Origin of the sequence: Kosakonia sp. S42 (genome assembly GCF_016624785.1) — a bacterium.
In the GTDB taxonomy this organism is placed as follows: Bacteria; Pseudomonadota; Gammaproteobacteria; order Enterobacterales; family Enterobacteriaceae; genus Kosakonia; species Kosakonia cowanii.
Genome location: NZ_JACVTW010000004.1, coordinates 265,873 through 282,444 on the forward strand (window position 1 = coordinate 265,873; position 16,572 = coordinate 282,444).

The 16,572-nt window shown below is 57.6% G+C and carries 15 protein-coding genes; 5 read left to right on the forward strand and 10 right to left on the reverse strand.

Annotation, left to right across the window (positions count from 1 at the left end; translation table 11 throughout):
- Window positions 1-18: 18 nt before the first annotated feature.
- From IAE50_RS08465 to hutI, 7 genes are all read right to left on the reverse strand, one after another.
- Entirely contained in the window at window positions 19-651 is a 633-nt protein-coding gene (locus IAE50_RS08465) for a DNA-binding protein (protein WP_200580033.1), read from the reverse strand.
- Between the two features lie 95 nt (window positions 652-746).
- Window positions 747-1,103: a putative T6SS immunity periplasmic lipoprotein gene (locus tag IAE50_RS08470; RefSeq protein ID WP_375286721.1), complete on the reverse strand. Its 357-nt coding sequence runs from the start codon at window positions 1,101-1,103 to the stop codon at window positions 747-749.
- 99 nt (window positions 1,104-1,202) lie between these two features.
- Window positions 1,203-2,738 carry a histidine ammonia-lyase gene (gene hutH, locus IAE50_RS08475; RefSeq protein ID WP_200580034.1) on the reverse strand — a complete coding sequence of 512 codons (1,536 nt, stop codon included), beginning with the start codon at window positions 2,736-2,738 and terminating at the stop codon, window positions 1,203-1,205.
- Entirely contained in the window at window positions 2,735-4,420 is a 1,686-nt protein-coding gene (gene hutU, locus IAE50_RS08480) for a urocanate hydratase (protein ID WP_200580035.1), read from the reverse strand. Before hutU ends, hutH begins: the two co-directional genes overlap by 4 nt.
- Before the next feature lie 139 nt (window positions 4,421-4,559).
- The gene (locus IAE50_RS08485; RefSeq protein WP_200580036.1) at window positions 4,560-5,297 is read right to left on the reverse strand and encodes a histidine utilization repressor; all 738 of its coding nucleotides are present in this window, start codon (window positions 5,295-5,297) and stop codon (window positions 4,560-4,562) included.
- 40 nt (window positions 5,298-5,337) lie between these two features.
- A complete protein-coding gene (gene hutG, locus IAE50_RS08490; RefSeq protein WP_200133439.1) occupies window positions 5,338-6,294 on the reverse strand; it encodes a formimidoylglutamase in 957 nt (318 codons plus the stop codon).
- A complete protein-coding gene (gene hutI / locus IAE50_RS08495; protein ID WP_200133440.1) occupies window positions 6,291-7,517 on the reverse strand; it encodes an imidazolonepropionase in 1,227 nt (408 codons plus the stop codon). The genes hutG and hutI overlap by 4 nt, the downstream gene beginning before the upstream one ends.
- A 462-nt stretch (window positions 7,518-7,979) precedes the next feature.
- On the opposite strand from hutI, the gene ypdK reads away from it, so the two are divergent.
- On the forward strand, window positions 7,980-8,051 hold the full coding sequence (gene ypdK / locus IAE50_RS08500; RefSeq protein ID WP_099458783.1) for a membrane protein YpdK: 72 nt from the start codon (window positions 7,980-7,982) through the stop codon (window positions 8,049-8,051).
- Between the two features lie 61 nt (window positions 8,052-8,112).
- On the opposite strand, the gene alaC is transcribed toward ypdK, so the two are convergent.
- Window positions 8,113-9,354 (reverse strand): alanine transaminase, encoded by a 1,242-nt coding sequence (gene alaC / locus IAE50_RS08505; RefSeq protein ID WP_042716508.1) that lies wholly within the window; start codon window positions 9,352-9,354, stop codon window positions 8,113-8,115.
- Window positions 9,355-9,740: 386 nt separating this feature from the next.
- Between alaC and IAE50_RS08510 the strand changes: the two genes are divergently transcribed.
- A complete protein-coding gene (locus tag IAE50_RS08510; RefSeq protein WP_094421427.1) occupies window positions 9,741-11,426 on the forward strand; it encodes a sensor histidine kinase in 1,686 nt (561 codons plus the stop codon).
- A gap of 11 nt (window positions 11,427-11,437) precedes the next feature.
- The gene (locus IAE50_RS08515) at window positions 11,438-12,166 is read left to right on the forward strand and encodes a LytTR family DNA-binding domain-containing protein (RefSeq protein WP_200580037.1); all 729 of its coding nucleotides are present in this window, start codon (window positions 11,438-11,440) and stop codon (window positions 12,164-12,166) included.
- Here IAE50_RS08515 and glk read toward each other — a convergent pair.
- Window positions 12,163-13,128, reverse strand: a complete 966-nt coding sequence (glk, locus tag IAE50_RS08520; protein WP_023479899.1) for a glucokinase — start codon at window positions 13,126-13,128, stop codon at window positions 12,163-12,165. The two genes, IAE50_RS08515 and glk, sit on opposite strands and share 4 nt — an antisense overlap.
- Window positions 13,129-13,395: 267 nt before the next feature.
- Here glk and mgrA point away from each other — a divergent pair, with 267 nt between their 5' ends.
- Together mgrA and IAE50_RS08530 are read left to right on the forward strand one after the other, a co-directional pair.
- On the forward strand, window positions 13,396-14,394 hold the full coding sequence (gene mgrA / locus IAE50_RS08525) for an L-glyceraldehyde 3-phosphate reductase (protein WP_200580038.1): 999 nt from the start codon (window positions 13,396-13,398) through the stop codon (window positions 14,392-14,394).
- Window positions 14,395-14,518: 124 nt separating this feature from the next.
- On the forward strand, window positions 14,519-14,866 hold the full coding sequence (locus IAE50_RS08530) for a DUF2502 domain-containing protein (RefSeq protein WP_023479767.1): 348 nt from the start codon (window positions 14,519-14,521) through the stop codon (window positions 14,864-14,866).
- A 316-nt stretch (window positions 14,867-15,182) separates the two neighbouring features.
- Here IAE50_RS08530 and IAE50_RS08535 read toward each other — a convergent pair whose 3' ends face one another.
- Window positions 15,183-16,430: an Nramp family divalent metal transporter gene (locus tag IAE50_RS08535; protein ID WP_200133442.1), complete on the reverse strand. Its 1,248-nt coding sequence runs from the start codon at window positions 16,428-16,430 to the stop codon at window positions 15,183-15,185.
- Window positions 16,431-16,572: the final 142 nt, after the last annotated feature.

Here is a 16,572-nt window from a genome sequence, read left to right on the forward strand (position 1 = left end):
ATTCATCGCCGACGGCGGCTATTTATCGACGAGGCGGTAAATGGGCATCAGCCGCGTGGTGCCGGTGAGATCGTCGAACACCTCGGTTTCAGCGGTGGCGATCGCCATCCCGCTTTTGCGCAGCCGCAGCACATCTGCCGCTATGCGTTGTAGCCCAAACCAGAACAGCCCATCCAGCGCGGTGACCTGCAAACCAGACTCCAGCGCCTGTTTCAGCCGCTCGCGCGGGGCTTTTATCTCTTTGGCGATCTGCTGGTAGGGCGTGGCCGTCGCACCGCTCGGATCGATGCGCCGGATACGCGTCGCAAGACGGTACTGGAAGGTATCGGGAATGGCGTGTAAATCGGTTTTCAGGCTGTAGACGCAGCCAAAACGCTTGCCATTAAACACGACATTTTTCTGCGCCAGACTGAATTCGTCGCGCAGCGCGGCAATCAGCTGCGGCGCGCGGGTCAGGAGTAAACGGAAGGGAAGCTCAAAGCTGGTGACATAATCAACATTGAGCAGCGCGATGCGCAGCCGCTCTTCGGCTCCGGCGTTGAGCTGGCGGCACTCATCCAGCACATCACGCCACTGCTGCGCCAGACGCGGCGTACCGGCGACGTCGGCAAAGCTGTATTTCTCAATCTGATAATCAATTTTCCCGCTCACCCGGCCTTCCCTTCTGTATGAAGTCACTCTCCGTGGCTCAATTTACCAACTCCGTGACCTAACCGGAAGCGGCTATCGCCGCGCCGTGATAGCCGTCATGGCGCGAAGGTGAATGAAGCCTGGATAAGCTGTTTATGGGGTTGGCTGTCATTGCTCAGGCCATAAAATAGCGTATAGGTTTTACTCTTAGCGAAAGGATAATTCCAGGTCGGCAAACATTCGCCGCTGCGCGGCAGCACCGGCTTGTCATTAAATACCTCATACCATGTCTCCCCGGTTTCACTGCCAATTTGCAGGGAGGTGATGCGATCGCCCGGCTTTACCGCATAGGTAATACAAAGATGATTCTCCTTTGTCGTTACCTCAGCCGGTATTTTCTTAACCATACGATCGCCAGGACCAGGGCAACCAGCGAGAAGAAACAGAGGGATTAACAGTAGCGTTTTGTTCATGGTTTTTCTTGTCCATAAGAAATCGTAGTTATCAGTTAAACGCTTTTCTCATAGAGCGACAATAAACAAAAAGCCCGGCTTCTGTGCCGGGCTGGGTATTTAGTTTGCAGGTGAAAGTATTTCCGGCAGCAATTGCCGCAGATGGCCTGCGCTGAGCAGCGTCATGGCGGCCTCGATATCGGGGGCGAAGAAGCGGTCCTGCGCATAGTGCGTGACCTGCTCGCGCAGCAGGCTGCGGGCCTGCTCCAGCAGCGGGCTGGTGGTTAAGCCTTCGCGCAGATCCAGCCCCTGGCAGGCGGCCAGCCACTCGACGGCAATCACGCCGCGGGTATTGGCTGCCATCTCCCACAGGCGGCGACCGGCGGCGGGTGCCATCGAGACGTGATCCTCCTGATTGGCGGAGGTCGGCAGGCTGTCGACGCTGTGCGGGTGCGCCAGCGCTTTGTTTTCACTTGCCAGCGCTGCCGCCGTCACCTGAGCAATCATAAAGCCGGAGTTGACGCCGCCGTTTTTCACCAGGAAGGGCGGCAGTTGCGACATATGGCTGTCCATCAGCAGGGCGATGCGCCGCTCCGCCAGCGCACCAATTTCGGCAATCGCCAGCGCGAGATTATCGGCCGCCATCGCTACCGGCTCGGCATGGAAGTTGCCGCCGGAGATAACGTCATTTTGTGCAGCGAAGACCAGCGGATTATCGGAAACGGCATTTGCTTCAGTTAACAGCACTTCAGCGGCAAAGCGCAGTTGCGTTAAACAGGCGCCCATCACCTGCGGCTGGCAGCGTAATGAGTAGGGATCCTGCACCTTGTTACAGTTGTGATGGGACTGCGCAATCGCACTGTCATCGGTAAGTAGATGGCGGTAGAGCGCAGCGGCGTCTATCTGCCCGCGCTGCCCGCGCACGTCGTGAATACGCGCATCGAAAGGGCGACGGGAGCCGAGCGCCGCTTCGGTGGTCAGCGCACCGCATACTACCGCCGAAGCGAAGAGATCTTCGGCTTCAAACAGCCCGCGCAGCGCAAAAGCGGTCGACGTTTGCGTGCCGTTCAGCAGGGCAAGCCCCTCTTTTGCCGCCAGCTTCAGCGGCACCAGACCGGCGCGGTTCAGCGCCTCGCTGGAGGGCAGCCATTCCCCCTGGAACCGCGCTTTACCTTCGCCGAGCAGCGTCAGGGAGAGATGCGCCAGCGGCGCGAGATCGCCGGAGGCACCCACGGAGCCTTTCGCCGGGATCCACGGATAAACACCGGCGTTGAGCATATCTATAAGCAGTTGGATCACCCGCAAACGGATGCCAGAGAAGCCGCGCGCGAGGCTGTTGATTTTCAGCAGCATTATCAGGCGCACCATCGCCTCATCCAGCGGCTCGCCAACGCCCGCGGCATGGGAGAGCACCAGCGAGCGTTGCAGGTTTTCCAGGTCTTCGGTGGCGATACGCGTCTGCGCCAGCAGGCCAAAGCCGGTGTTGATACCGTAGGCCGTGCGCCCCTCAGCCATAATGGCGTTTACGCAGGCGACGCTCTGCGCAATATCAGCAAAAGCGCTTTCATCCAGGGTGACGTGCAGCGGCTGACACCAGGCGTCGCGCAGCTGCGCCAGCGTCAACTGGCCGGGAATAAGGTGTAGCGTGATGTTCATGAACGTTTCCCCTGGGTGGCGGCCACCATCGGTAAGTTAAGCCCCTGTTCAACCGCGCACTCAATGGCGCTCTCATACCCGGCATCGGCGTGGCGCATTACGCCGGTGGCCGGATCGTTATGCAGTACGCGGGCAATTCGCGCCGCGGCTTCATCGCTGCCGTCGCAGACAATCACCATCCCCGCATGCTGTGAAAAGCCCATGCCGACGCCACCGCCGTGGTGCAGCGAGACCCAGGTGGCACCGCTGGCGGTGTTAAGAAGCGCGTTGAGCAGCGGCCAGTCAGAGACGGCATCAGAGCCGTCGCGCATCGCTTCGGTTTCGCGGTTCGGGCTGGCAACCGAGCCGGAATCAAGGTGGTCACGGCCAATCACAATCGGCGCGGAGACCTCGCCGCTACGCACCATTTCGTTAAACGCCAGACCCAGTTTTTGCCGCCACTCCAGCCCCACCCAGCAGATGCGCGCCGGTAAGCCCTGGAAGCTGATGCGCTCGCGCGCCATATCGAGCCAGCGGTGCAGGTGCGGATCGTCGATCATCGCTTTCACTTTGGCATCGGTTTTGTAGATATCTTCTGCATCGCCGGAGAGCGCCACCCAGCGGAACGGGCCAATGCCGCGGCAAAAGAGCGGGCGAATATACGCCGGGACAAATCCGGGGAAATCAAAGGCGTTGGTGACGCCCATCTCTTTCGCCATCTGGCGAATGTTATTGCCGTAATCAAAAGTCGGTACGCCCATCTGCTGAAACGCCAGCATCGCGTTGACGTGTTCCGCCATGCTCGCTTTTGCTGCCTGCACGGTCTGCTGCGGATCGGATTCGGCTTTGCGTTGATACTGTTCCCATGACCAGCCCTTTGGCAGGTAGCCATGCAGCGGGTCGTGGGCGCTGGTTTGATCGGTGACCATGTCCGGGCGCACGCCGCGCTGCGCCAGCTGCGGCAACACGTCGGCGGCGTTGGCGCAGAGCGCCACGGAAACCGCCCTGCCCTCGGCGGTGTAGCGTTTAATTCTCGCCAGCGCGTCGTCGAGGGAGCTGGCCTGCTCGTCGATATAGCGGGTGCGCAGGCGGAAATCGATGCGGCTCTGCTGGCACTCAATCACCAGCGAGCAGGCACCGGCCAGCGTCGCCGCCAGCGGCTGTGCGCCGCCCATACCGCCCAGCCCGGCGGTTAACACCCAGCGCCCGGTTAAATCACCGCCGTAGTGCTGACGCCCGGCTTCAACAAAGGTTTCATAGGTGCCCTGGATGATCCCCTGGCTGCCGATATAGATCCAGCTCCCGGCCGTCATCTGGCCATACATCGCCAGCCCTTTCGCATCCAGCTCGTTAAAGTGCTCCCAGGTGGCCCAGTGCGGCACGAGGTTAGAGTTGGCAATCAATACGCGCGGTGCATTTTCATGGGTTTTAAACACGCCGACCGGCTTGCCGGACTGCACCAGCAGCGTTTCATCATTCTCCAGATTCGTCAGCGCCTGAACGATGGCGTCGTAGCACTCCCAGTTGCGCGCCGCGCGCCCGATACCGCCATACACCACCAGCGCCTGCGGGTTTTCCGCCACCTCCGGGTCGAGGTTGTTCATTAACATGCGCAGCGGCGCTTCGGTCAGCCAGCTTTTGGCCGTCAGCGTCGTGCCTCGCGGGGCGCTGATCGCCTGCGGGCGAGAGGGGGTATGCGACATCGTTGTTCTCCTGAAATCACGCGATGAGTGTGTAAACACATATACTTGTCTATACAATTGCGCGCAAGGCAGGATTTAACACTTAAGATACATTTTTCTGATAGTGCGCTAACAATCACGCTTTTGCTGCTGACAGCGCTCAGGAGCCGAAATGGCCCTGTAAACGGTAGCGGGAGCCGGGGTAAAGCAGGCTGGCGTGGGAGACAATCTGCGATGTCGACCAGGTGCGGCGGCGGATCAACAGGCAGGGATCGTGCTCCTGGATCTGCAACAAGCGGCACTCTTCAGCCGATGCGTGCACGGCTTCCACAATGTGCTCCCCTTCAGTGAGCGGCGCAATCAGCGACAGATAAGCATGAGCGGTGGTCTGCGTGTAATCCTGTTGCAGATACTCCGGCACCACATCGGCATTGACCCAGCGCTCCTCAATCTGCACCGGGGTGCCATTCTCAAAATGCACCATGCGCGAGTGAAAAATGCGTGTCCCTTCCGCCACGTTTAACGCCGCGGCCTGGGTTGTGTCGGCGGCACGCGCCTCCAGCAGCAGCAATTCGCAGCGGTGCTGATGCTGGCGATCGGCAATCTCATCGGCAATGCTGCGCACTTCGAACAGCGCCGATTGCCCTTTCGGCTCGGCAACAAAGGTGCCGACGCCTTGCAAGCGTACCAGTAACCCCTCATCGGTCAGCGCGCGCACCGCGCGGTTGATGGTCATGCGGCTAAAACCAAACTGCGCCACCAGCTCCGCTTCAGAGGGGATGCGATCGTGCGGACGCCAGATACCGGCGGCGATCTTCTCGCTGATGGCCTGCTTAACCTTCTCGTAAAAGGGCACGGGCGCGGTGGCCGGAGCCACCCGGGGGCGGGGGGAATACATAGCGCGGCAATTCCTTATTGTTATGTGTCAGGCGAGTATATCACTGCCACCAGTGCAGGATTTGCCAGGCCAGCCGGGCAGCGGCTTTCGCGCCCTGCCCTGCGTGATCAAATGTCGGATTAAACTCCACTAAATCCACCGCCTGCACTTTGCCGCTGCGACACAGCGGCTCGATAATGCGCAGCAGCAGATGCATCGGCACACCCAGCGCCGCTGGCGCAGAGACGGCGGGCATCTCCCAGGCGGGCAGCACGTCGAGATCGATGGTCAGATAGATCCTGTCATACTGCTCAATGATGCGTTTAATTTCGGGTAGCGCTTCGGTTTCAAAGGCGTTTAACAGCGCCAGATCCTCAACTACCGTCACGTTACGGCGCGTTGCCTCATCCCACAGCGCCTGGGTATTGGCCGCCAGGCTGGCACCGAAACAGGTGTAGTGAAAGCCGCGCTGCTGAGTGTCGCACTGCTGGGCCAGCTGGCGAAACGGCGTGCCGGAGCTGGCGCGCGCCGCGTGGCGTAAATCGAGGTGCGCATCGAGATTGATAATCGCAACCTGCTCATCGGGGAAAGCATCAAGGATTGCCGAGCCGTGACCAAACGCCGTTTCATGCCCGCCGCCAAACACCAGCGTGCGCATCTGCGCCTGCTGGCAGGCGAGTACCGCATCATGCAGCGCCTGCTGCGCCTGCTCCAGCGCCTCCGGCCTGGCGACAATATTCCCCAGATCAACAAGATGTTGATGCCCGGCGTGGCTGGCCATATTCGCCAGTGCTGTACGCAGGGCAAACGGCCCCTTCGCGGCCCCCGCGCGTCCCTGATTGCGCTTCACGCCCTCATCACAGGCAAAGCCGAGCAGCGCCGTCTTGCCGCAGTGCTGCTCGGGCGCAAACATCGCCGCCTGAGTGACGGTCTGAAACAGGCGCAGGGCATTTGCCGCTTCGCCGCTGTCATCCCTGCCCTGCCAGCACGCAGGCGCTACCGGCTTCCATAAATTCATGCAGTGACCTCGCCACGGAAAATACGTTGATAAAGCGGATTACGTCCCGGTTCGTAGATCATCTCCACCGGATGATTAGCGTCCCATACGACAAAATTGGCGACAAACCCGGCGGCCAACTGACCATGGGTTTGCTTACGACCAAGCGCCTGCGCGGCATGACGCGTGACGCCCGCCCAGGCCTCTTCCGGCGTCAGGCCAAACTTCACGCAGGCCATATTCATCGCCAGATGCAGGCTGGCAAACGGGCTGGTGCCAGGGTTGAAATCCGTCGCCACCGCCATCGGCACCCCCTGCTGGCGCAGCAGGGCGACCGGCGGTTTTTGCGTTTCATTAAGAAAATAGAAGGCACCGGGCAGCAGAACAGCAACGGTGCCGCTGGCGCGCATCGCCATCACGCCCGATTCGCTCAGGTACTCAATATGATCGGCAGATAAGCCCTTAAAGCGGCTGACCAGCTCCGCGCCGCCCAACGAGGAGAGCTGCTCAACATGACCTTTCACCGGAATACCGAGCGCCTGCGCGGCGCGAAACACCTGCTCGGTTTGCGACGGAGTAAAGCCGACGTTTTCACAAAACGCATCTACCGCTTCAAACAGCCCTTTGTCCGCCAGGGTGGGCAAAATGGTGTTGCAGACCAAATCAATGTAGGCCTGCGGGTCCGTTTTATACTCCGGCGGCGCAGCGTGCGCGGCGAGCAGCGTGCGGCTCACCTCCACCGCGTTGTTTTGCGCCAGCGTACCGGCCACGCGCAGCATCTTCTCTTCGCTGGCGACATCCAGCCCGTAGCCCGATTTGATCTCAATCGTGGTGACGCCTTCGCGCATCAGCCGCACAAGCCGTGACTGCGCAAGATTAAGCAGTTCGTCTTCGTGACACTCTCGCGTCGCCCGCACGGTTGAGCTGATCCCGCCGCCTTCGGCGCTAATCTGTTGATACGAAACACCGTTTAACCGCTGCTCCCACTCCTGGGCGCGGTTTCCGGCAAAAACAAGATGAGTATGACAGTCGATTAAACCGGGCGTCACCAGACGGCCCTGCAGATCGCTGCTCTGCGGCGCGTGCGCGGGCAATTCACTCTCCGGCACGATTGCCCGGATCTGCCCGTTGCGCACCACGATGGCATGGCGCTCAAGCAGGCCATAGGGTTCTGCTCGCGTGGGATCCATGGTCGCAAGCGTTGCGTTACGCCACAGACGATCGTCAGAGGTCAGCTCAATCATATGGTTCTCTTGTCATGTGTTGTATAGACATTTATTTGCATAATGATTCGCTTGTCAACTCTGCGGCGCGTTTGCTGCGGGCAGTGCCGCCAATAACATGGCTGCAAGCAGCAAACTGTGACGCACCACATAAAATTCGCCTTATATTTCAACCGCAAATGAAGCGTTTCAGCAGGGCAAAAAAATCGTCGCCCAAGGGCAATTTATTTAGCAGTGAAAGTATTGTGTCGCCAAAGCCCGACACTCTGTAAGTTGCTAAAATTAAATAGAAAAAAGGCTCTTGTAAGGGCAAAAAATTAAGCGTACATTAGCCCCCGTTTGGTGATGAAATCACCCGAAATTCTGAGATGGCGCTGTGGCCGAAAGGGAGAAAATTCTCATTTTCGTTTTGGCGTAGTTTCACCTCTCTATACTCAGTCCTGACAGATCATTAATGCATACTTTGTGTGCGGAGCGATGAACGTGAAATATTTCTTTATGGGCATATCGGTGATGGTTATCGTGTGGGCCGGCACATTCGCCCTGATGATCTAGCCTGAGCCATAGCGCAGAAAAAAATAAGGAGCCATGCGGCTCCTTTTTTTATGGCTGATTGTTATGGCTGGGTCTCTTCCGCTGCCCCTTTTGGCGTTACGGGAAGCAGGCCGTCAGCGCGGAACATCGCTTTGATGCCGCGCACCGCCTGGCGGATACGATCGCGGTTCTCAATCAGCGCAAAGCGCACATGGGTATCGCCATAATCACCAAAGCCGACGCCGGGCGAGACGCACACTTTCGCCTCTTTCAGCAGCTTTTTCGCAAACTCCAGCGAGCCCATCGCCGCATACTGCTCCGGGATTTTCGCCCAGACGTACATCGATGCTTTCGGCATCTCCACCATCCAGCCCGCTTCATGCAGCCCTTTGACCAGCACATCACGGCGGCGCTTATACTGCGCGGCGATATCGCGCACGCACTGCTGATCCCCTTCCAGCGCGGCAATTGCCGCAACCTGTAGCGGCGTGAAGGTGCCGTAATCGTGGTAGCTTTTGATACGCGCCAGCGCGTTGACCAGCGTCGGGTTACCGACCATAAAGCCAATGCGCCAGCCCGCCATATTGTAACTTTTCGACAGGGTGAAGAACTCAACGGCGACATCGCGCGCACCGGGTACCTGCATAATGGACGGCGCTTTCCAGCCATCAAACACGATATCGGCGTAGGCCAGATCGTGCACCACCAGCACATCGTAACGCTTCGCCAGCGCCACCACTTTCTCGAAGAACTCCAGCTCCACGCACTGCGCGGTCGGGTTCGACGGGAAGCCTAAAATCATCATCTTCGGCTTCGGGTAACTTTCGCGGATCGCCCGCTCCAGCTCGTTAAAGAAGTCGACCCCTTCTACCAGCGGCACCGATCGCACCTGCGCACCGGCGATCACCGCGCCGTAGATATGGATCGGATAGCTCGGGTTCGGCACCAGCACGGTATCGCCGTGATCCAGCGTTGCCAGCATCAGGTGCGCCAGCCCCTCTTTCGAACCGATGGTGACAATCGCCTCCGTTTCCGGGTCGATATCCACCTGGTAGCGATCCTGATACCAGCGTGAAATAGCCCGCCGCAGACGCGGAATACCGCGCGAGGTGGAGTACCCGTGCGTATCGGGGCGCTGCGCCACGGTGCAGAGTTTTTCCACGATATGCGGCGGAGTGGCGCCATCCGGGTTGCCCATACTGAAATCGATAATGTCCTCGCCGCGGCGTCGCGCAGCCATTTTCAGTTCAGCAGTGATATTAAACACATAGGGGGGAAGACGATCGATACGCGTGAAACGGCGTTCAGGACTGGAGTCAGCCATAGATTCCTCGAAGTTACGTTAGCGCCCGGACCGTCCGAGCGACGTCGCTGCATGTGCAGCCTGTTCAGAACATAGCCTGATTAAATTCCCGCTGTCGAGAGGGAAACGAAAAAATAGTGCGGGAGCGAAAAAGAGGAAACGTCATTTGAGCAACCGAAAAGTGATTGCCGCTTAAAAGCATGAGAGTAGCTTTTCATTAACAAGATGATAAAAAGAAAATTACCTTACACCCAGCCGGGTTATCGTAATTCCGGCCCTGCGTCGGATATCTTTTAAGCCCCTTTTTAAAAAATGGTTTTTCCCCATTCATCTAATCAATGGTTAACTGGTGATCTGCCGCCGGGTTTTTTATCATAGCCCTTTGACCTCTATCACATGAGTCCCCCGTGCACGAAATATTCGACATGTTGCTGGCGGTTTTTGACCGCGCGGCGTTGATGCTGATCTGCCTCTTCTTTCTGATCCGCATCCGCCTGTTTCGCGAGCTGCTGCATAAAACCGCCCACTCACCGAAAGAGCTGCTCGGCGTAACAGCGATCTTCTCTCTGTTTGCGCTGTTCAGCACCTGGTCCGGCGTGCCGGTGGAGGGATCGCTGGTCAACGTGCGCATTATTGCCGTGATGTCCGGCGGCATCCTGTTTGGCCCGTGGGTCGGCATTATTACCGGCATTATCGCCGGGACGCACCGTTACCTGATTGATATCGGCGGGGTGACCGCCGTGCCCTGTTTTATCACCAGTATTATCGCTGGCGTGATGTCGGGGCTGATTAACCGAAAGTTTCCCAAAGCCCAGCACTGGCGCGCCGGGATCATCGGCGGGATGATTTGCGAAAGCCTGACCATGCTGCTGGTGGTGATCTGGGCGCCCTCTACCGCGCTGGGGCTGGATATTGTGGCGAAAATCGGCGCGCCGATGATCTTCGGCACCGTCTGTATCGGCTTTATTGTGCTGCTGGTGCAGAGCGTTGAGGGGGAAAAAGAGGCAATTGCCGGGCGGCAGGCGCGGCTGGCGCTGGATATTGCCAATAAAACGCTGCCGCTATTTCGCAATGTGAACAGCGAGTCATTGCGCCAGGTGTGCGACATCATTCGCCGCGATATTGACGCCGATGCGGTGGCGATCACCAACGTTGATCACGTGCTGGCTTATGTCGGGGTGGGCGAAAATAACTACCTCGACAACGATGATATTATTAGCCCGACCACCCAGCAGGCGATTACCACCGGTGAAATTATCATTAAAAACAATGATGAAGCGCACCGCACGCCGGAGATCCACTCCATGCTGGTGATCCCGCTGCGCGAACAGGGCATCGTCACCGGAACGCTGAAAATTTACTACTGCCATGCACATCAGATTACCTCCGCGTTACAGGATATGGCGGTCGGCTTATCGCAGATTATCTCAACGCAGTTAGAAGTCTCCCGCGCCGAACAGCTGCGCGAGATGGCCAATAAAGCGGAGCTGCGCGCACTGCAAAGTAAAATTAACCCCCACTTTCTCTTTAACGCCCTGAATGCCATCTCCTCATCCATTCGCCTCAATCCCGATACCGCGCGCCAGCTGATCTACAATCTGTCGCGCTATCTGCGCTATAACATTGAATTAAAAGATGATGAGCAGATCGACATTAAAAAAGAGCTTTACCAAATCAAGGACTATATCGCCATTGAGCAGGCGCGCTTCGGCGATAAGCTGACGGTTATCTATGATATCGATGAAGAGGTGAGCTGCGTGATCCCGAGCCTGCTGATCCAGCCGCTGGTAGAGAATGCGATTGTCCACGGTATTCAGCCCTGCAAAGGCAAAGGCGTGGTCACCATTAGCGTGGAAGAGTGCGGCAACAGGGTGCGCATTGCGGTGCGCGATACCGGCAATGGCATTGCCCCAGAAATGATCGCTCGCGTCGAAGCAGACGAAATGCCGGGGAATAAAATTGGTCTGCTGAATGTTCATCAGCGGGTGAAACTACTGTATGGCGAAGGGCTGCATATTCGCCGCCTGACGCCGGGCACCGAAATCGCCTTTTATGTGCCCCGCCAGACGTCGCGCGCGACGCTGTTGCCCTGACCGGAGAGAAGATGAAAGTCATCATTGTAGAAGATGAATTCCTGGCGCAGCAGGAGCTAAGCTGGCTTATTCGCGAACACAGCCAGATGGAGATTGTCGGCACGTTCGATGATGGTCTCGACGTGCTGAAGTACTTACAGCACAACCGCGTGGACGTCATTTTTCTCGATATCAACATCCCGTCGCTGGATGGCGTGTTGCTGGCGCAGAATATCAGCCAGTTCGCTCATAAACCCTTTATTGTCTTTATCACCGCGTGGAAAGAGCATGCGGTCGAGGCGTTTGAACTGGAAGCGTTCGACTACATCCTGAAACCCTATCAGGAGTCACGCATCGTCAATATGTTGCAGAAGCTGGAGAGCGCCTGGCAGCAGCAGGCTGGTACCGCGAGCAGCCCGCAATCGCGGGAAAACGCCACCATTAACCTGGTAAAAGATGAGCGGATTATTGTCACCAGTATTCACGACATCTATTACGCAGAAGCGCACGAGAAGATGACGTTTGTCTATACCAGGCGGGAATCGTACGTGATGCCGATGAATATTACCGAGTTTTGCAGCAAGCTGCCAACGGCGCACTTCTTCCGCTGCCACCGCTCATACTGCGTTAATCTGGACAAGATCCGCGAGATCGAACCCTGGTTTAACAACACCTATATTCTGCGGCTGCGGGACCTCGATTTTCAGGTGCCCGTCAGCCGCAGCAAGGTAAAAGAATTCAGGCAACTGATGAATCTTTAGAGGACATAACCCAGCGTCTGGCGCAGATGTGCGCCGGAGCCCAGCAGGCCTGGGTTATCGTGAACAATCAGGTAGACCGGAATATCCTGCACATAGGCTTTGAAGCGCCCTTTATCTTCGAAGCCGCCGCGAAAACCGGAGGCGGTGAAGAAATCAAGGAAGCGCGGCACGATGCCACCCGCGATGTAAACGCCGCCAAACGTGCCGAGATTGAGCGCCAGGTTGCCGCCAAAACGGCCCATAATCACGCAAAACAGCGACAGCGCGCGGCGACAGTCGGTGCAGCTGTCCGACAATGCACGCTCGGTAATATCTTTTGGTTGCAGGTTTTCCGGCAGGCGACCGTCTGATTTGACAATCGCGCGGTAGAGGTTGATAAGCCCGGGGCCGGAGAGCACGCGCTCGGCGGAGACGTGGCCAATTTCAGCCCGCAGCTCCTCAAGGATAATTCCCTCCTCTTCGCTGTTCGGTGCAAAATCGACGTGGCCGCCTTCGCCCGGCAGACTCACCCAGCGCTTATCCACATGCACCAGATGCGCGACGCCAAGACCGGTGCCGGCACCGTAAACGGCAATCGGTTTGCCTTCAACCGGCGCGTTGCCGCCAAACTGAATCAGGTGTTCCGCTTTCAGCATCGGGATGGCCATTGAAACGGCGGTGAAATCGTTGATGATCTCCAGATGCGCGAAGCCGAGGTTTTGCCTCATTTCGTCAATGGAGAAGGCCCAGGTGTGGTTGGTCATCGCCACCCAGTCGCCGGTGATGGGGCAAGCGATGGCGATACAGCCATCTTCCACACTCACCTCGTGCTCTTCGAGGTAAACGCGAACGACCGCTTCCAGGCTCGGGTAATCAAGACCTGAATAGGTCTTCGCCCGGGAAATGTCGCCGGTCTCGACATCACACAACGCTAAGCGCGCGTTGGTGCCGCCCACGTCTCCCACTAAAGCATATTTTTTCATTCTTCTACGGCTCCGCTAAAGTCAGAATAAATCTTTGGCACACTGTAAATTCAAGGCGCTGTAACGACAACGACCATATCACGAGTGCCCCTTTATTATCGATCTACATCACAGATTAGCCCTAAGCTTTCAGACTGATTACTGCCTTATTGCCGCAGTGCGTTACAAGGAGATACCTGGAGTGCGTTTGTGCGCTGAAATAGTGCGCAACATGGCGCGCTTTTGTGCCTGGAATTTATCGCTTCCCCTTTTATCAGGAGTATTTGCATGATTTACCTGGCGGACCCCGCACGTTATGAAAAAATGGCCTATAACCGTTGCGGCGAGAGCGGGCTCAAATTGCCTTTGGTGTCGCTCGGGCTGTGGCATAACTTTGGCGATGCCACACTGCTTGAGACCAGCCGACAGCTGCTGCGCCACGCCTTTGACCTCGGCATCACCCATTTCGATCTGGCGAATAACTACGGACCACCGCCCGGCTCGGCCGAGAGCAACTTTGGGCGCATCATGCAGGAGGATTTCCGCCCCTATCGTGATGAGCTGATTATCTCCAGCAAAGCCGGTTACACCATGTGGGACGGCCCTTATGGCGACTGGGGATCGCGCAAATATCTGGTTGCCAGCCTCGATCAGAGCCTGCGGCGCATGGGCATTGAGTATGTCGATATTTTCTATCATCACCGCCCGGATCCCGAGACACCGCTGAAAGAGACAATGCGCGCACTCGATCACCTGGTGCGCCAGGGCAAGGCGCTCTATGTCGGGCTGTCGAACTACCCGGCGGCACAGGCGCGGGAAGCGATCGAGATCCTTAACGATCTCGGCACGCCGTGCCTGATCCATCAGCCGAAATACTCGCTGTTTGAACGCTGGGTCGAGAGCGAGCTGCTGGATCTGTTGCAGGAAAAAGGCGTTGGCAGTATCGCGTTTTCGCCGCTGGCTGGTGGGCAGTTGACCGACCGCTATCTGCAAGGGATCCCGGCGGATTCGCGCGCGGCGAGCGGCAGCCGCTTCCTCAACCCGGATCAACTCACCGAAGAGAAACTGGCGACGGTGCGGGCGCTAAATGCCGTGGCCGGGCGCCGCGGGCAGAAGCTCTCGCAGATGGCGCTGGCGTGGGTGCTGCGCGGCGGGAAAGTGACGTCGGTGCTGATTGGTGCCAGTAAGACCAGCCAGCTTGACGATGCGGTGGGGATGCTGGAGAACCGGACATTTAGCGCCCAGGAGTGCGAGGAGATTGACGCCATTCTCGCCGGCACGCAGTAAGCGAGCGATTTAGCAAAACGTGCTCTTAACGATGATTTAGGAGTTCCGCCACTAATACGGGGTTTGCGCGCCCCGTAATATTGCCGCCACAGGCCTCCCCGGCCCGATCGTGAAGGAGAAGAGTATGTTCAGGTCACTGATTCTGGCAGCAGTATTACTGGCTTTTGCGCCGCTGGCCGCCAATGCTGGAGAAATCACCCTGTTGCCGTCGGTTAAATTGCAGATCGGCGATCGCGATAATTATGGTAACTACTGGGACGGCGGCCGCTGGCGCGACCGCAATTACTGGAACAATAATTATGAGTGGCGCGATCACCGCTGGCATAAACATGACCGCGGCTGGCATCGTGGCTGGGATAAACGTGGTTGGGACAAGCGTGACGCCTATGAGCGCGGCTATCGCGAAGGCTGGAACGATCGTGACGATCGCCGTGGACCGGGTCGCGGTCACGGGCATGGACACCACCATTAATTGTGTTTCGCAGGTAGTTTGATTACCCGGTGAAACGTAAAGTGCCGGATGGCGGCTAACGCCTTATCCGGCCTACGCGATCCAGCCCCCGAAAAGTTTTGTGCGCCGATAAATTTTTGTAGGCCCGATAAGCGTAGCGCCATCGGGCATTCAGCATCAAACCGTCAAACCGCACCAGATTCGTAGGCCCGATAAGCGTAGCGCCATCGGGCATTCAACACCGAACCTTCAAACCGCACAAGATTCGTAGGCCCGATAAGCGCAGCGCCATCGGGCATTCAAGCCGCAGAAACGATACGCCCATTGCCACCGGGCGTTATTTACCCATCAACTCGGCAAGCGTTCCCACCAGCAGCCAGCCATTCAGGCACACCACCAGCGCGACAATCACCCAGCCAGTGCGTCTTACCAGCACGGTATTCACCAGTTCGCCCATCAATTTTGCATTACTGGTAAACACCAGCAGCGGCACCAGCGCCAGCGCGATACCAAAGCTCAGCAGCACCTGGCTCATCACCAGGATTCGCGTCGGGTCCAGCCCCAGCCAGATAACAATAAACGATGGCATCATAGTGATGGTACGGCGTACCCACAGCGGAATATGGAACCGGACAAACCCCTGCATCACCACCTGCCCGGCCAGCGTACCAACGACAGTCGAAGAGAGACCCGCAGCCACCAGACTGAGGCCGAAAATAGTCGCCGCGGCATGGCTTAACAGTGGCTCCAGCGTTAAATAGGCCTGGTCGAGATCGGCCACCCCGGTGTGTCCATTAAAGTGAAATGCCGCCGCAGCTGTCGCCATCATCGCCAGGTTAACAAATCCGGCAATGGTCATTGCCAGCCCGACATCCCATTTGGTGGCGGAATAACGCTCCCGGCGCGTACCGTCATGCAGGTTTTGCGTCAGGGAGGAGTGCAGATAGATGACGTGCGGCATAATGGTCGCGCCCAGTACCCCGGCGGCAAGGAACACCGCATCAGTGCCTGAAAGCGTAGGAATAACAATCCCTTTTGCCAGCGCCGCCAGCTTCGGCTGCGAGAAAATTAGCTCAACGATATAGGCCGCCGCGACAAACAGCAGCAGGCCGCCAATCACCTTTTCCAGCGGTTTCTGCCCGCGCTTTTGCAGCATCAGGATCAGGAAGGTGGCGATCCCGGTCAGCACCGCGCCCTGCATCAGCGACACGCCGAGGATCAGCTTGAAGCCAATCGCCGCGCCGATAAACTCCGCGAGGTCCGTCGCCATGGCGATAATTTCCGCCTGCACCCAGTAAAACCACACCAGCGGGCGCGGATAGTGATCGCGGATCTGCTCCGCGAGATTTTTGCCGGTCGCAATACCGAGCTTGGCAGAAAGCAGCTGAATGAGCATCGCCATCAGGTTCGCCCACACCACTACCCATAAAAGCTGGTAGCCGAAGGTCGCGCCCGCCTGAATATTGGTGGCAAAGTTACCCGGATCGATGTAACCAATAGCAGCGATAAATGCAGGCCCCATCAGCGCAAACCGGAGTTTGCGTGCTGCCCGTCCGTTACTGCTCTCCACGCGACTACTGCTCATTTATTGCCCCTAAATATAGCCTTTGCTATGTTTGATGCTACCAAAATGAGAATGATTATCAAGATCGTTAGGATGGGTTTACTTGATTTCTCTGATAGCCTGAAACAATAGAAGGGTTGAATGCCAAGGATGGTGACGGCGG

Bases quoted from the DNA above. Each gene is read 5' to 3' on its own strand.
- IAE50_RS08470 (WP_375286721.1), bottom strand. From the start codon at position 1,103: ATGAACAAAACGCTACTGTTAATCCCTCTGTTTCTTCTCGCTGGTTGC.
- hutH (WP_200580034.1), bottom strand. From the start codon at position 2,738: ATGAACATCACGCTACACCTTATTCCCGGCCAGTTGACGCTGGCGCAG.
- hutU (WP_200580035.1), bottom strand. From the start codon at position 4,420: ATGTCGCATACCCCCTCTCGCCCGCAGGCGATCAGCGCCCCGCGAGGC.
- IAE50_RS08485 (WP_200580036.1), bottom strand. From the start codon at position 5,297: ATGTATTCCCCCCGCCCCCGGGTGGCTCCGGCCACCGCGCCCGTGCCC.
- hutG (WP_200133439.1), bottom strand. From the start codon at position 6,294: ATGAATTTATGGAAGCCGGTAGCGCCTGCGTGCTGGCAGGGCAGGGAT.
- hutI (WP_200133440.1), bottom strand. From the start codon at position 7,517: ATGATTGAGCTGACCTCTGACGATCGTCTGTGGCGTAACGCAACGCTT.
- alaC (WP_042716508.1), bottom strand. From the start codon at position 9,354: ATGGCTGACTCCAGTCCTGAACGCCGTTTCACGCGTATCGATCGTCTT.
- IAE50_RS08515 (WP_200580037.1), top strand. From the start codon at position 11,438: ATGAAAGTCATCATTGTAGAAGATGAATTCCTGGCGCAGCAGGAGCTA.
- glk (WP_023479899.1), bottom strand. From the start codon at position 13,128: ATGAAAAAATATGCTTTAGTGGGAGACGTGGGCGGCACCAACGCGCGC.
- mgrA (WP_200580038.1), top strand. From the start codon at position 13,396: ATGATTTACCTGGCGGACCCCGCACGTTATGAAAAAATGGCCTATAAC.
- IAE50_RS08530 (WP_023479767.1), top strand. From the start codon at position 14,519: ATGTTCAGGTCACTGATTCTGGCAGCAGTATTACTGGCTTTTGCGCCG.
- IAE50_RS08535 (WP_200133442.1), bottom strand. From the start codon at position 16,430: ATGAGCAGTAGTCGCGTGGAGAGCAGTAACGGACGGGCAGCACGCAAA.